Raw genomic sequence first — 14,438 nt, 5'->3', positions numbered from 1 at the left:
GCCGATGTGGACTTCCTGACCATCGGCCAGTATCTGCAGCCGACCCGCAAGCACCACAAGGTCGAGGCCTTCGTGACGCCGGAAGAGTTCAAGTCCTATGAGACGGTGGCTTACACCAAGGGCTTCCTGATGGTGTCTTCCAGCCCGCTGACCCGCTCCTCCCACCATGCGGGAGAAGACTTTGCCCGGCTCAAGACCATTAGGCAGGGACTATGAGCGGACTCGCCGCCGGCCCTGCTCAAGTATCGGATGACGCCGGTTTTTCATCAGTCGAGAGCAAGTTCCCGTGTGGAGCGGCTTCAATCATCGCTGCCCGCGCCTCTGGCAAGTCCGGAAATGCCCAGTTCGGTTCTACGCCGAAAAATCGGTCAAGAAACGCGATCGCGTAGGCCGGCATCTCCTGTGTATTCTCGCGGAATGACCACCACGTCCGTATATCGTCCACGCTGTCCGCAAGGGCAAGCGACCGGCCGAATTCCTGGACATGGACGACGTTGACAGCGCTGATGCAGAAGTTCGTGTAGAGGAATCCTTCTGGCCAGAAGGCAACGGTTTCGGGCAGACTGTCCCTATTATGGAGTTGCACCAAGGCGGGATTAGCCTTGATCAAGGCCTGCAGCATCTTTCCGCCGGAGAATTTGATGAAGTCAGATCGATCCACAAGAGCCAATCGCTTCTTCTGTTCAATAGTCTCTGCCCAGTCGATGAAGATCTGCGCCAGCACCTCATCATCAATTTTGGTCTGAAGACTATAACGCTTATCGAGAGCCTCCACACAAGATCCGAACGCACGGCGAAACCACCGGAGCTGACGCAGCCGGTGAGTAAGATCCGGTAACGCGTTCATCTCGTCTTGTGAAAGAATTTCCATTTAGGCACCTCAAATGTGCGGGATTTTCCAGCGCCTCGGCAACGAGGAGGCCTCCCCCTAAGGGGACGACCGCACAGAACGTAAGTGTACAAATATCGCCTGTCGGGGTCAATTGTTCTCCCTAGGCAAGATGATCCAGCAGGATACCAAGCGTGGAGACGAGCTGACCATCCGCGTTTTGCCCTATTAGACTTTTAACAATAATCTCGATCCGTGTGTTGGCGAGCAAAAATGCGTCCTCGACCAGAGACGAGGCCTCTGCCTCGGATAGACGGTCCTTGTTGGCGAGCCCGAAGAGAAGGGAGAGGGCAATGTACTGTTTCAGGACCCGTGGCGAGTTCATATCGCCGCAAACATCAACCAAAGGGACCCGGCGAACAAGAGAGCGGAGGAACACGGCACTACGCTCCTCGCGACGGTGAGACAAATTAATGACGGTAGTTACATCGGCCTCGACAGCTGCGAGGCGGCTTTTCAAGATCAACTCGTTGGACCGCGCAACGGCGACTGTGGATTTCAGGCCGCGATAGATGTCTTCTTGAAACGCGTCGTGGTGAGGCAGGAGTGAGTAATCTTCCAACGGAAGGAAGCCACGAAAGGACGTTGCGGGCGGACGAACTGTCGTTTCTACGGCGCTCATGACGTTATCGACAACCCGAAAGGTCTTTCCCAAAATGCGGTCTACCTCAGGCAAAGCGCTTGGGAGGACGGGCGGAGCCAGATGGGGCCTTTGCACGTCCGAACCCAGTAGTCGAACGAGGTGGCGCACACCGCGCAATTGGTCACCAACACTCTTTTTCAACTCCCTCGCAACAAACAAAGGCATGGAATTCGGTCCTCCCGGATTATCTTTCCATATTACGACATCGCTATGCCGTGAGAATGACATACTTGCAAAGTCGCGTCGATTTCATTCTGCCGTTGTTCAACCGTCCACCCAAGCGCATCGCCTGCAATTTCAGCCGCCTCTGCTACTACACCGGCTGAAAGGCGCCCCGAAAGAGCGATGTCGGTCCGGCGAAACAGAAGGTCCGTGAGTGTGCCGACACTTTCGTTGCGGCAGATCCAAGAAAGCTCGGCGCGACCGTATGAAGGAAGCGACTGCAGCGGCACATCGCCCTCTTCGCCTGCAATTAATTTTGACCGTGTTCCGTACCGCACGAAAAGGTCGGCCGCCCTGTCGCACGGACCCGTGATCTGCGAAACCTCGTCATTGAAGCGTTGGATGGCTTCCGCACTGGTAGGGAAGCTCCGGCCGCCGCCGATCGGCAGATCGCGCGTCGACCGCAGCCTTTCACGGCGAAGCAAGTCAAGGACGAGATCGGTGACTTCTTCGGAAAAGCCCCGATAGGTTGTCCATTTTCCGCCAATGAGAGAATAGATTGGAGTGCGTCCATCCGGCATGAGGTCACGGACGATTGAATGATCTCGGGTAACAGCGCCCGGGTCGACGCCCTCGGTTCGCGGGAGCGGGCGGACACCACAATAGGTCATGACGATTTCGTCGTCCTGAATTTCAATATCGGGGAAGACTTCCCGGGTCACGTGTGAAAGATACTGCCTCTCCGCCTCTTCGCAAAACACTGCGTCGGCGTCGCTGACCGGGATGTCGGTGGAGCCGACAAGGACGTTTCCCATGAAGGGATAAAGCAGGTTCACGCGTCCGTCGGCGGAGCCAAAATAGACCATCCGGCCGCCGAGCGCGTCATAAAGCCGCTTATTGCGGACAATCAAATGAGAACCTTTACTACCACCCATGTGTTTCGAGACCACGCCCAGTTTATCGTTGATGGCATCGATCCAGGCTCCTCCCGCGTTGACCACGATATCCGCAGTCACGGTCGCCGTCGCCCCGTTAAGCGTGTCCGTCAATATGATCTCGCCGCCAGCCGTTCCGGCGGGCGATACGTGGTTCAGCGCCCGCGCTTCGGGATTGTCTTCCTGACCGTCAAGCAGCAACTCGAGGCCGAGGCGCTCTGCGTGGGTGATGCGTGCCTCGTAGTAAATCCCCGCCGCCACCACCCGCCTTGTCAGCTCGGGCATAAGCGCGCCGATCGCCAACCTCGAAAGCATCCGGTGGTTGGGCATGGTTTGGAAATGTCGGCCAAACAGGTCATAGAGCCTCAGGCCAATTTCAGTGATTATCGCGCCCCGGTCATTCAACGGGGCGTTCAGCCGCAGGAAGCGTTTCACCGATGGCAGAATGCCGCCAAACAAGGAATAAACCGGCAGCACCGTCTCAAGGGGCTTAACGTAATGGGGCGCATTTTTCAGGAGAAGATTCCGCTCTCTCGCGGACTGGCGCACGAGTCGAAACTCGCCGGTTTCCAGATATTTTATCCCGCCGTGGATGAGGCGTGAGGGGGCAGCACTCGCACCAGAGCAAAAGTCATTTTTTTCGACCAGCAGGCAGTCGATCCCTTGGGCTGCCAGGTCACGGAAGACCCCACATCCGTTAATGCCGCCACCGATAATCACGACAGGGTAATGGCTCTTTAGTGAGTCGAGACGGGTAGCAGCCATCATCATGCGTTTACGACGGCGACCTTGACGGCGCTTCCCTTTTCCGCGGTTTCGAGTGCTGCACCGATATCGTTGAGGTCGAACCGGTGGGTGAGCATGGAATCCACTTCGATTTGGCCGGCGGCTATCATATTGAGCGACTTTTCGAACTGTAGACGATTGAGGCCGAAGGAGCCGGTTATGACGAGTTCATTGTAATGAATGAGATTGACGTCCATCGTTGCCGTCTCGGTGGAGGAGAAGCCCGCGAACAAGCTGATCCTCCCGCGATGACGGACAAGAGACAGGGCATCGTTTGCAAGTTTCGTCACACCGATGGCCACGATCAGTTTGTCAGCTCCTAATCCCTTGGTGTGTTTGCGAACTATCCCCCGCAGATCCTCACTCGACGAATCTACGACAATGTCGGCCCCTGCGGCAATCGCCGCATCGCGCCGTGAGGCGCTTGGTTCGCTCACGATAATTTTAAAGGCACCGGAGAAACGCGCGAGCTTGACGTGAAGCAATCCGATCGGGCCAGAGCCAAGGATCACGACAGTATCACCGACCTCGATACCGATTTTTTCCTGCCCATTCAAGACGCACGAAAGCGGCTCGACGAGCGCAGCTTTCTCCCAACTCACTCCCTTGGGAATCTTGAAGATGTTTTGGGTTTCGACCGCTTGTTTCGGAATTCGAATATATTCGGCAAACGCACCGTCGATCTCGTACCCAATAGCCGTGAGGTTCTGACAGATGTTCTCGTAGCCACGCTTGCAATAATCGCAGCTCCCGCAGGGGATTGCCGGACACACCGCGACCGCATCGCCGCAGGCGAAGTCGCTGTGACCGCCAGTGACCACAACCTCTCCGGCAAATTCATGGCCAAGGATCGAGGGATAGCGAATGCCCGCGGTCTTTTTTCCTCGGAAAATTCGGATGTCAGTCCCGCAGACCGTCGCCGCCTTGACCCGTACCAAAACGTCGCCATCAGCGAGTACAGGATCGGGGACATCTTCGAACGACAGTTCATTGGGCGCTCTTAGCAAGCCGGCTTTCATAAATTTCTCCGCTGTTTGAACAATTATCGCTATGATAATACATTTATTCATGACTTGCGCGACAAAAAATTATGGGGCGCGGCTGTTTTATGCCAATTGCGGCTTATCTTCTCGCTGTCTGAGCTTTGTCTAGGCCAGGCGAAATTGAAATTCGCCAAGTCGCCTCGCAAATCATCGGTTGACAAAACGGCGCAATGATGAACATTTAGATTATTGTTTATATAAATGTACGAGTGCAAACTAGTCGATGCGGGCCTCGAGGAGGAGCGACCCATCAGGATCACATGGTCGCCAGAGTTAGCGAAAAGAGGCGCGGCGGGTTGGGACGGCAGCACGTGATACAGCAGTACGAGAGTTTCAAATGGGAGGTCGGAAATGAAATTGTCCAAAACTATGATGAGTGCAGCGGCATTGTCAGTCGCGATCGCAAGCGGAGCTCATGCGCAGAGCCAGCAAGATCTCATCAAACCGATAGATAAGGAACTGACATTCGTTTTCATACCGAAGGTTATTCATCCTTGGTACGATGTTGTTGGGGATGGTAGCAAGTTCGCGGCAGAAGAGTTCGTAAAGTCGGGCATCAAGATCAACATCATCTGGGATCAGCCGCCGCAGGCTGATGTCGCCGATCAGAACCAGCGCATCGAGGCCAATATCGGGCGAAAGCCGGACGGGTTGGCCGTTGCGTGTCTTGATCAGGCAACCAACGTTCAACTCCTTACTGAGGCGAAGGCAGCGGGCATCCACGTCACGACGTTCAACTCGTTTTGCGACGACAAATTTCCGTTTGTCGGCCCCAAAAGCAGTTACCAGGACGGCTTCGATCTCGGCGAATTCCTTGCAAAGCATCTAAAAGGCAAAGGGAAGGTCGGCATTCTCGCGGGCAGCCTGACGGCCTCTGACCACGTTGAACGCATTCAGGGCTTCAAGAAGGCACTTGAGAGCTACCCCGACGTAAAAATCGTATTCGAACAGCCCGACAACGATATTCTTGAAGACGCGGTGACACTCACCGAGAACGCGCTTCAGGCAAATCCGGACATCGCCGGCATCTTCGGTTCGAACGCTTCCAACCCGATCGGCGCTGCCCGCGCTGTCAAGAATGCGGGTCTGGCTGGCAAGGTAGCGATTGTCGGGATGGACGATCTGCCGGAAGCCGTCGATGCCGTTTGCGACGGCACGATCACTGCGCTCAAAGCACAGCGGCAGTGGGACATGGGTTACTGGACGGTGAAATATCTCGTCGCGGCCAACCAGAACCATACAGTCCCTATGCTCCACGACACCGGCTCCCGGTTCATCACAAAGGATGATTGCAAGTAAATGCCGGATCAAGTGGCGCGCCTCTGCGCGCGCCACCTTGGAGGTTGCTCATGAAGAAATTTATTTTTGAAGCTCGCGATATCCGCAAGTCGTACGGCGTTGTCCATGCGCTGAAGGGCGTATCGCTCGGGATCGGCAAAGGCGAGGTTCATGCGATCATTGGCGAAAACGGTGCAGGAAAAAGCACTTTGATGAGTGTTTTTTGCGGAAAGGTGCGGCCAACGGCGGGAACCCTTCATTGCGATGGCAAACAGATCGATTTTGGGAAGCCGCTGGATGCACAGACCGCTGGAATCAGTATCGCGCCCCAGGAGATCAATCTCGTTCCGGATCTATCCGTGGCAGAAAACATCATGCTTGGCGCCCATAAGACTGTCGGGCTAGCAATCAACTGGAAGAAAACGCGGCAAGCGGCCGTTCGCCACTTGCACGAAATCGACGAGGGGATCGATCCCGGCAGCAAGGTGTCCCAGTTGAGTAAGGCGCAACAGCAGCTTGTGCAGATTGCCCGGGCAGCGGCTACATCCGCGCGCATACTCATTCTCGATGAACCGACCGCCACGTTGACTTCGCGTGAAACCGGCAAGCTGTTTGACTACATCAGGCGTTTTCGGGCTGAGGGCGGGGCGGTATTCTATATCTCCCATCGGCTCGACGAGATTCTCGAACTCTCGGACCGGATCAGCGTGTTACGGGACGGGGCGTATGCAGGCGAACTCGATCCCAAGACCACCAGCAAGGATGAGATGGTACGTGCAATGGCGGGCCGCGTCGTCGGCCGCGGGAACCCAGCGCCACACAAGAATATAGAAGATCGCGATATTGTATTGAAAGTCAGAGGCTTAACCCGCCATGGCGAATTCGAGGACGTCAGTTTCGATTTGCATCGAGGCGAAATCTTAGGCGTTTCAGGCCTTATCGGCGCAGGACGAACCGAGGTCGCCAAGTGCATTTTTGGCCTCACCCAGGCCGATAGCGGCACGGTCGAACTTTTCGGCCATCACCTCGAACGGCGCAGTCCCCTGGATTGCATCTCCAGAGGTCTTGCGTACCTCCCCGAGGAACGGAAGCAGGAGGGGATTTTTCCACTCCTCAGCATTACCGAAAACATGAGCATGCCGTCGCTCGACCGCTTTGGCTCTGTCCTACATCTACGGACATCAGACCTGGCACGTGAGGTGGATGGTTTTATCCAGAGGCTTCGGATCAAGCTCTCGTCGCCGGGCGACCGGATCACGAGCCTCAGCGGCGGCAATCAGCAAAAGGTGATCATTGGCCGGTGGCTGATGCGCAACGCACGGGTCCTGATCATGGATGAGCCGACCCGAGGCATCGATGTGGCGGCGAAATTCGAAATTCAAAGCGAGCTGCGACGATTTACCGACAGGGAAGGGCTTTCGATTGTCTTCATCTCCTCCGAGCTTGAAGAAGTCATCGACGTGTCCGACCGCATCATCGTCATGCATGAAGGAAAAGTGAAGGGAATTCCTACTGCGGCAAATGCGACGCAGGAGTCTCTCCTGCAGCTTGCCATGAGCTAGGCACCGGAAGGTCAAACCAATGACAAATGACATCACTGTTACAACTTCTCCCGCCAAGGCAAAGAGTGCGGGCCCGATGACCAGGTTCTGGCGATGGGAAGCCAGCGGCATACTCGTTGCCCTCATCGTATTGATGGCGGTGCTCTCCCTCGCGACGGACAATTTCATGTCGTCCTACAACATGTCGGTCGTCGCTCGGCAGGCGGCCTTTGTAGGCCTCGTTGCGCTCGGACAGACACTTGTGCTGCTTGTCGGAGGTATTGATCTATCCGTCGGTGCGGCGGCCGGGCTGTCCGCCATCGTCGGCTCCCTGCTGCTGACGATGTTCGGTGTGCATCCATATTTCGTTATTCCTCTGACCATGGCCTTCGGCCTGTGTCTCGGACTGATCAACGGCTTTTTCGTCGCTGGCTTGCGCCTCAACCCGTTCATCGTAACGCTTGCCACGTGGGAAATTTTCGCGGGTCTTACGATGGTTATTACCAAAGGCTACCCTATCCGGCCGCTCGGGGAAACGTTTGGTTTCTTCGGAAAAGGCGAGATCCTCTCCGTCCCTGTCCCGGTCATTGTGTTCCTCTTATCCGGGTTGCTCCTGATCTGGCTTCTCACGCAGACCAGGTTTGGTCGCAACATTTTTGCCGTGGGCGGAAATCGCGACGCTGCCGTGTTGGTCGGCATCAAAGTGAAGTTCATCGAGTTCATGGTTTTCGGGCTTGCGGGCATGTTTGCCGCTCTTGCCGGAATCCTGTTCGCAAGCCGCATGGATGCCGGCCAGCCGTCGGTCGGAGAAGGGTGGCTAATGGGTGCGATCACTGCGGCGATCCTGGGAGGCACCAGTCTGCGTGGCGGGCAGGGCTCAATTGTCGGGACCATGCTCGGCGCGATGCTGCTGACAGTTCTGGCGAATGGAACGGTCCTTCTTAATGTCTCCGGTTTCTGGCAACGCGTCATCGTCGGCGGCGTCGTACTCATCGCCGTTCTGGTCGATCTCTTCCGGCGCCGCGATTGAACTCGCGGTGCGGCATCTGTCAGGCTTGTGGCAATCAATTCCCCGGTCCTTTATAGGCAGACTGGAACAATTTCGATTAGAGAGTAGGAAATTGATGTCTGATCTTAACGATGATCTACGGACAAGGGCCGCCTGGCTCTACTATAAGGAAGGGCTCACCCAGGATCAGGTTGCTCAGGAACTGGGATTGGCGCGCACGCGTGTACTTCGGATGTTGGCCGCGGCCCGGCTGGACGGAACAGTCCAGATTCGGGTGATCTCAAAAAACAGCCACTGCATAGCACTGGAACGCGAACTCGAGCGGAAATTCAAGCTCGAGCGAGCGATCATCGTACCCATGCCGCAAAAGCCAGAAATGGTGCCGGAAATCATTGGCAGTGTACTAGGTGAGTATCTTACTGACCTGCTCAGCGAAAATATGACGATCGGTTTGGGGTGGGGGAAGACTCTGAGTTCGTGCCTTCCTTCGATCCCGCAACAACAGGATGCGGGCCTTTCCGTGGTGTCGCTGCTTGGCGGGTTGACGAAGGTCAGCAAATTTAATCCGTCCGAGTTTGCTTGGCGCCTTGGAGACAGGCTTTCAGCAGAGAGTTATCTGATCGCGGCGCCGGTGTTTGCTCCGGATGAGCGGACTCGTGAAGCCTTGCTCTCGCATCCTGGTATCAGAGAGGTATTCCGCCGTTCGGAAAATCTAGACGTTGCGATTGTCAGCGTTGGAGATCTGTCGCCGACCTCCACTTTCGTCAGCTACGGCTTGCTCGATAAGGAAGAAATTGTGTCGTTGCAGCGCGCTGGCGCCACAGGCGACGTTCTGTGCCGATTCATCGATGCAGATGGAAAGATTGTTGATCACGAAGTCAACCGAAGGGTTGTGGCGGTGGACCCGCAAGCCATCCGTGCTTCGCGAAAGATCGTTCTCGCGTCGGGCGGATGGCACAAGCTCGGTATATTCAAAGCTGCAATGAAGTTGCTTTCACCGCAGGTTATTATAACTGACGAACAGGTTGGAGAGCGGCTGCTCGACGACTGACGCCGGGAGGGAGGCATTCGAACATAGAGGTCTTTGATGTGGCGGGCAGGGTAGTTCGCTGCAGGGATGTTTTATTGTCGTAGAACTGAAATGGAAGCAGCGCACGGGCTGGCTTTCGGGAGGAGAAAAATATGACCTATGACTACACCTCGATCGGATTTTATACTTTCGATTGCTTGGGGCGACCGGTCACCGAGATTCCGTCAGGCGGGAATACCTATTTTATCGAAGAATTGACGATGGCCGTATCCGGAGCTGCCGGGGCCGCAGCGGTTGTTGCGGCGAAATATGGCCTGAATGTTCTTGCCGTTGGAGGAATCGGTGACGATTTGATGGGCGACTGGGTCATTCGTCGTCTCGGTCAGTTCGGGGTCGATACGTCGATGATGCAGCTTTGCAAAGACGTAGGTACCTCATCGTCAATCGTCACCACCAGACCGGACGGACAACGCCCCGCGCTGCACATGCGCGGCGCGACTGGAGCCTTCATCATATCGGAAGCCGACTACGACAAGGTCCTCGATGCAAAAGTCATCCATATGGGAGGCACGGGACTGATGGATCGCATGGACGGCGAGCGCAGCTTCCAACTGATGAAGGAAGCAAAGCGTCGCGGTCGTACCACGACACTGGATGTCTTCGCCGCCGACAAAAAGGATATGGCGAATGTTGCAGGCCTTCTACCCTTCACCGACTACTTTATTCCCTCGATCGAAGAAGCTCAGGCGCTTTCCGGTCTGCGCAAAAAAGAAGACATAGGCCGATATTTCAATGATCTCGGCGTACAGTGCACGGTCATGACGATGGGCGAAAACGGGGCGTACTATCACCACGTCGACGGTACCCGATTCCACATGCCCGCCTTCGAAATTGACGTTGTCTGTACATGTGGTTGCGGCGATGCATTTAACGCTGGCTTTGCCACCGGCCTGATCAATGGCTTCAATGCTGAGGATGCAACGCGTTTGGGACAGGCTTCTTCCGCACTAAACGCATCCGGGCTTGGCAGCCAAGCAGGAATTGCCGATTTGAAAACAACCCTTGCCTTTTTGGAGCGAGCGAAATTCAAGAATTATCACGCCGCCTAGAGCACGTCCATTCAGTTGGCGTCGGCTTAGCAAGCTTTTGCTTTTGAATTCCGATGGCTTCGGCCGGTAAACCGGCCGGAGGTGACATGACACGGACGATTGGCCGTGATTCGCGACCATATGTTTAAAGCATCACCGATCATGTCAGCGCACCGACCCGTTCGTGAAGCGACGATGCCTGCAAGTGCCGATCTTCTCTCGTATTCAGAAACGCAGTACCAATGAGGACTGTTGTTCAGTGAAATTATATAAGGAAACGGATATTTTCGGCTGTCGCTGGTGTTCGAGTTTTTTACGCTCAGCTTTTCTATTTTGCCGCTTATGATGCCATAAACCACGGTCGGCACTGCTTTTGGATGCTTAGTCAAATGGAAGATTGCCCTCTATGCCCACCGCTGGTTTTCACATCTAGAAAACGTCTCAACTCATATCGAAAACGAATGTGCTCTGAATGCTGCTTCAAAATCGCATAAGTCTCTTTAGAGGGGACATTGCATTTCTGGACAATTTGTTTCGTCGCATGGTGTAGTTTTCCAAATCCGAGGTACCGTGCTGTCCGCTGAGAGAACCGGTACGCAGAACCGCTACATATCCGCAGCTTCGCGTCACCTTATAGAGAGTGCCATGAAGTAACGATCTCGTATATAGATCGTAGTCTTCCCCGAGTCGAAGAGTTTCATCGTATCTAAGCGAGTGTTGGACCAAAAGAGACCTACGAATTAATGGCTTAAGAAATCCAATTTCAGCCCGTTTCGCTCCGCGTCTCGATATGTTTCCTTTAACAAACTTAACGAGATCCATTGTTCGAGGCTCATTCGGGAATTTTGGTATCAATTCCGCAAGCCGATTTTGCAGCCTTACGTGGCTAACAAAAGCAATGTTATCTGCGATTACGTCCCATTCGGCATGCTGAAGTAGATTGCTGAAGCGGCCTGGCAAGAAAAAGTCGTCGGCATCGAGAATGCTAATGATAGGAGACGTGCTGATGGAAATCGCGAAATTTCGTGCTGCAGACGGGCCACGATTAAGCTCGAACCGAACGACTCTAAGCCTGCCTGATCCATCATCGCACATCTTGGCGACTTTGAAGGTGTCATCTGTTGATGCATCATCAACAACAATGACCTCAGCCGTCTCGTTTTGATTTAATGCAGACCTGACTGCGCGTGCGATTGTCGACGCTGCGTCCTTTGCAGCAACGATAACGCAGATACTCGGTTCCATTCTCATTACGCACTACTCCGCTCACAGTTTCTGATAGAAAACGCTATGGATTCCGTAGAATGTGATAAGAGCGACTGATAGCGCCATAGCGATGACTGCCGTCTTGCGCGCCCAAGGAGTGTCATCCTGTGTGTGATCAAACGCGCGTGCAATAATTATCGGGGTAGTGAAATCTGTTGGGCTCATCTGTGGCTCCTGATTTCTGTGTTACTGTCACCAACGTTGTGCATTCGAGCCGTCACTTTGTTTTTTTCATTCGGCTGACGGCGCCAGTATTGAAGAGCGTCCGACAAAAAGCCCTACGATGACGATGTCTCCGTTGAAGAAACTGCGATCGGCAAATGGAACTCGAGAACGCTTCCTGTTTCCTCGGTGTCATCGTCCTGCGGTCACGGTCGATCCCTCAAGCAAGCGAACCCGAAACGACCATGATGGGACCTCGCGCGCCGATGCTAGCACGCGGGCCACATCGAGCGATTTCTAATCGATCTGGATCATACAAGGCTGGTCCGTGTCAATTTCGCGCGCTGGATCGCTCCCAGAAGGGCTCGTTCAGACTTTAGCAAATACGTCTCGAGGAGGGCCAATGCCGCAAAATTATCCTCAACCTCCAAACAAGAGGTAATTTCACGGTTGAGGGACAAAAAAGGATCATGGAAACTTCCGCTATCACCCAGTCTCCCAAGAAGTATACCCAATTCAACCACGACTTGGTCGAAGGCGGCGTCAATGCGCGGACTGTCGCATATCGTGACCATTGCGCGATGAAATTCGAGATTGAGCTTTGCTGCGGTTTTCCAATCAGAGCGTCTGGCCGCGTCCTCTCCCGCGTCGGCAGCGCTTCGCATTTTCGGCACGCCAGGATGATTTTTGTAAGCGAGTTGCAACGCGCGCGTTTGCAGCGCAAATCGTATACGAAATATATCAATGATCGCAGCTTCATCAGGTGCAGTGACATATACCCCGCGATTTGGAATGTGAGTGAGTAGTCCCTGTGCGGTCAACAATCGAAACGCTTCGCGCAAAGTATTCCGGGAAACAGACAGTTGATTCGCAACGATTTGCTCTGATAGCTTTTCGCCGGCGCGGAGTTCTCCGCTTATCAGGAAGCTGCGTATGCGGGCCACCGTAGTGGCAACGAGGAAGGCTTCGTCACGAAGCTTCAGATGGTCTTCCATATGGCTCCTCCGAAAAGTCCCCAGTGATAATGTTAACGATTACATTGGGTGAAAATCCCTTCAATGTCCAGACCGCTCTTATGCGTGGCTCCGGCGTAGAGGCACGGTCGAGGAGAAGAATTAAGCAGAGGCCCGGATTTTCAACTTGAACGGAACCAGTATGTCGTGATTTGAGGACGTCAAATGATTTGGATGGGCGATCAATCGTGCGATAGCGGGCCCAAAGTCAGCAGCTGGCACCGATACCGTCGACAACCATGGTGCCAGCCATTCATTAAGGCGGTTGTCATCAAACCCCATCAAAATGACATCGTCTGGTATTCCAAGCTTCAGCTCTAAAGCGGCGCGGTGGACACCGTAAGCGATCATGTCGTTTCCGCAAAAAATGGATCGCTTCACGCTAGAAGAGGTCAAAAGTTCGCGCCCAAGCTCGTAACCCGATTCCATTGTGTAATTGGCTTCAATTAGCTCAACAGGTAAAGATTTATCCAAACCGGCGATGAAGCCTTCAAGCCGTTCGGTGCTGCCGGAGTAGCTTCTGGGCCCGTGGATCGCAACGCAATTCTCATATCCTCGACCGGAGAAGTAATTCCCTACCGCAAAACCTGCTGCGTAATTGTCTACTCCTACGTAAGGTGCGATTATACCACTTCCGGGACGACGATTGACAAAAATTACATTTTGCTGGCGGGCGCAAATTTCGCGAAGGCGTGGTGTATCGATCGCACCCTGCAATACGATTGCTCTTGCGCGCAGACCTTGCGCATCCACGAGATGACGGTCTTGTTGTTCAGCGTCTTCCGACGAGTTTGCCAAAACCATCGAGAGGCCGACATCCTTCAATGCGTTCTCAACGGAGGAGGCAACGTCTGCTGTGAAATGATTGGTCGCGTCAGGAACCATCATTACTACGACGCTGCTACGGGCCAAACGAAGCGAACGCCCGATTTCCGAGGGAGTATACCCAAGTGTTTCAGCCGCTTTTTTTACTCGTTCGAGCGTCTTGGGGGCAATTGCGTCAGCCTTGCCGCCGAAATACCGGGAAACGGTCGCTGTCGATACGCCGGAGAGACGGGCCACATCATGTACTGTCGGAGGTTTGCTCATTTTGAAAAAACTCGGGTGCGAATCCTAGAATGTCGAAGAGATGACGCGGAAACTCAGCATAGCGGACAAGGTGTGTGTCTGAAAGGCCATAAGACCAAACGTGCCCCCCTACCTCCGGAGCGTATATGTTGCACGTGTTTTGAAACGTCGCGATCAACATCGCATATGAGCGCTTCTCTAGGCAGGACACCTACCTAGAGAGCTTAATTGGCAGATGCAATCGGTAGATACGTTGCCTAACACACCACGCGCGGAAAATCAGAAATTAGGCCGCTGAAGCAGCATGTCGTCGTCTTATCTTGGCTCATCAGATAATACAATTTCACTTTCTAACAGCAGAAAGCTCAATTCACATGTGCGGGGAAGTTGGTTAGCCAAATAGCAAAAGCGCGTGTTCGAGTTTCACCATCCTGCCAAACACAAATTTAAAATGTAATCGTTGACATCTGGATTTTTGTGTTGTTGTATACGTTAACATCACAAATTTGACGGCCTTAATGGCTG

General features: G+C 54.1%; 12 protein-coding genes and 1 pseudogene. 6 read left to right on the top strand and 7 right to left on the bottom strand.

The window, feature by feature from the left end; translation table 11 throughout:
• Window positions 1–216: pseudogene (locus V6S97_RS28545) on the top strand (lipoyl synthase); the annotation flags it as partial.
• A gap of 22 nt (window positions 217–238) precedes the next feature.
• On the opposite strand, the gene V6S97_RS28540 reads toward V6S97_RS28545, so the two are convergent.
• The 4 genes from V6S97_RS28540 to V6S97_RS28525 all read right to left on the bottom strand — a co-directional run bounded on the left by V6S97_RS28540 (window position 239) and on the right by V6S97_RS28525 (window position 4,434).
• Complete coding sequence (locus V6S97_RS28540; RefSeq protein ID WP_334428361.1) at window positions 239–871, bottom strand: hypothetical protein; 633 nt, start codon at window positions 869–871, stop codon at window positions 239–241.
• A gap of 121 nt (window positions 872–992) precedes the next feature.
• Window positions 993–1,697, bottom strand: a complete 705-nt coding sequence (locus tag V6S97_RS28535; RefSeq protein ID WP_334428360.1) for a hypothetical protein — start codon at window positions 1,695–1,697, stop codon at window positions 993–995.
• Between the two features lie 32 nt (window positions 1,698–1,729).
• Window positions 1,730–3,400: a glycerol-3-phosphate dehydrogenase/oxidase gene (locus V6S97_RS28530; RefSeq protein WP_334428359.1), complete on the bottom strand. Its 1,671-nt coding sequence runs from the start codon at window positions 3,398–3,400 to the stop codon at window positions 1,730–1,732.
• A complete protein-coding gene (locus tag V6S97_RS28525) occupies window positions 3,397–4,434 on the bottom strand; it encodes an alcohol dehydrogenase catalytic domain-containing protein (RefSeq protein WP_334428358.1) in 1,038 nt (345 codons plus the stop codon). Before V6S97_RS28525 ends, V6S97_RS28530 begins: the two co-directional genes overlap by 4 nt.
• Before the next feature lie 375 nt (window positions 4,435–4,809).
• Here V6S97_RS28525 and V6S97_RS28520 point away from each other — a divergent pair, with 375 nt between their 5' ends.
• The 5 genes from V6S97_RS28520 (at window position 4,810) to V6S97_RS28500 (ending at window position 10,425) form a co-directional block, all read left to right on the top strand.
• The gene (locus V6S97_RS28520; protein ID WP_334428357.1) at window positions 4,810–5,757 is read left to right on the top strand and encodes a substrate-binding domain-containing protein; all 948 of its coding nucleotides are present in this window, start codon (window positions 4,810–4,812) and stop codon (window positions 5,755–5,757) included.
• A 50-nt stretch (window positions 5,758–5,807) separates the two neighbouring features.
• Window positions 5,808–7,298, top strand: a complete 1,491-nt coding sequence (locus tag V6S97_RS28515; protein ID WP_334428356.1) for a sugar ABC transporter ATP-binding protein — start codon at window positions 5,808–5,810, stop codon at window positions 7,296–7,298.
• A 133-nt stretch (window positions 7,299–7,431) separates the two neighbouring features.
• Window positions 7,432–8,307: an ABC transporter permease gene (locus V6S97_RS28510; RefSeq protein WP_334428362.1), complete on the top strand. Its 876-nt coding sequence runs from the start codon at window positions 7,432–7,434 to the stop codon at window positions 8,305–8,307.
• A gap of 94 nt (window positions 8,308–8,401) precedes the next feature.
• Window positions 8,402–9,337 carry a sugar-binding transcriptional regulator gene (locus tag V6S97_RS28505; RefSeq protein ID WP_334428355.1) on the top strand — a complete coding sequence of 312 codons (936 nt, stop codon included), beginning with the start codon at window positions 8,402–8,404 and terminating at the stop codon, window positions 9,335–9,337.
• A 131-nt stretch (window positions 9,338–9,468) separates the two neighbouring features.
• Window positions 9,469–10,425 carry a carbohydrate kinase family protein gene (locus tag V6S97_RS28500; protein ID WP_334428354.1) on the top strand — a complete coding sequence of 319 codons (957 nt, stop codon included), beginning with the start codon at window positions 9,469–9,471 and terminating at the stop codon, window positions 10,423–10,425.
• Between the two features lie 459 nt (window positions 10,426–10,884).
• Here V6S97_RS28500 and V6S97_RS29300 read toward each other — a convergent pair whose 3' ends face one another.
• From V6S97_RS29300 to V6S97_RS28490, 3 genes are all read right to left on the bottom strand, one after another.
• Window positions 10,885–11,649, bottom strand: coding sequence for a glycosyltransferase family 2 protein (locus V6S97_RS29300; RefSeq protein WP_442886134.1), 765 nt, complete (start codon window positions 11,647–11,649; stop codon window positions 10,885–10,887).
• Between the two features lie 494 nt (window positions 11,650–12,143).
• A complete protein-coding gene (locus V6S97_RS28495) occupies window positions 12,144–12,827 on the bottom strand; it encodes a GntR family transcriptional regulator (RefSeq protein ID WP_334428352.1) in 684 nt (227 codons plus the stop codon).
• A gap of 120 nt (window positions 12,828–12,947) precedes the next feature.
• Complete coding sequence (locus V6S97_RS28490; protein ID WP_334428351.1) at window positions 12,948–13,934, bottom strand: LacI family DNA-binding transcriptional regulator; 987 nt, start codon at window positions 13,932–13,934, stop codon at window positions 12,948–12,950.
• Window positions 13,935–14,438 lie beyond the last annotated feature (504 nt).

This window comes from Agrobacterium sp. CCNWLW155, assembly GCF_036888815.1.
GTDB classification, from domain to species: domain Bacteria; phylum Pseudomonadota; class Alphaproteobacteria; order Rhizobiales; family Rhizobiaceae; genus Agrobacterium; species Agrobacterium radiobacter.
Note: the sequence above shows the minus strand (reverse complement) of the source record. Positions and strands in the feature narration are given on the sequence as shown.

What these genes read in the sequence shown, in the direction of transcription:
- V6S97_RS28540 (WP_334428361.1), bottom strand. Translation starts at nt 871, where the DNA reads ATGGAAATTCTTTCACAAGACGAGATGAACGCGTTACCGGATCTTACT.
- V6S97_RS28535 (WP_334428360.1), bottom strand. Translation starts at nt 1,697, where the DNA reads ATGCCTTTGTTTGTTGCGAGGGAGTTGAAAAAGAGTGTTGGTGACCAA.
- V6S97_RS28530 (WP_334428359.1), bottom strand. Translation starts at nt 3,400, where the DNA reads ATGATGATGGCTGCTACCCGTCTCGACTCACTAAAGAGCCATTACCCT.
- V6S97_RS28525 (WP_334428358.1), bottom strand. Translation starts at nt 4,434, where the DNA reads ATGAAAGCCGGCTTGCTAAGAGCGCCCAATGAACTGTCGTTCGAAGAT.
- V6S97_RS28520 (WP_334428357.1), top strand. Translation starts at nt 4,810, where the DNA reads ATGAAATTGTCCAAAACTATGATGAGTGCAGCGGCATTGTCAGTCGCG.
- V6S97_RS28515 (WP_334428356.1), top strand. Translation starts at nt 5,808, where the DNA reads ATGAAGAAATTTATTTTTGAAGCTCGCGATATCCGCAAGTCGTACGGC.
- V6S97_RS28510 (WP_334428362.1), top strand. Translation starts at nt 7,432, where the DNA reads ATGGCGGTGCTCTCCCTCGCGACGGACAATTTCATGTCGTCCTACAAC.
- V6S97_RS28505 (WP_334428355.1), top strand. Translation starts at nt 8,402, where the DNA reads ATGTCTGATCTTAACGATGATCTACGGACAAGGGCCGCCTGGCTCTAC.
- V6S97_RS28500 (WP_334428354.1), top strand. Translation starts at nt 9,469, where the DNA reads ATGACCTATGACTACACCTCGATCGGATTTTATACTTTCGATTGCTTG.
- V6S97_RS29300 (WP_442886134.1), bottom strand. Translation starts at nt 11,649, where the DNA reads ATGGAACCGAGTATCTGCGTTATCGTTGCTGCAAAGGACGCAGCGTCG.
- V6S97_RS28495 (WP_334428352.1), bottom strand. Translation starts at nt 12,827, where the DNA reads ATGGAAGACCATCTGAAGCTTCGTGACGAAGCCTTCCTCGTTGCCACT.
- V6S97_RS28490 (WP_334428351.1), bottom strand. Translation starts at nt 13,934, where the DNA reads ATGAGCAAACCTCCGACAGTACATGATGTGGCCCGTCTCTCCGGCGTA.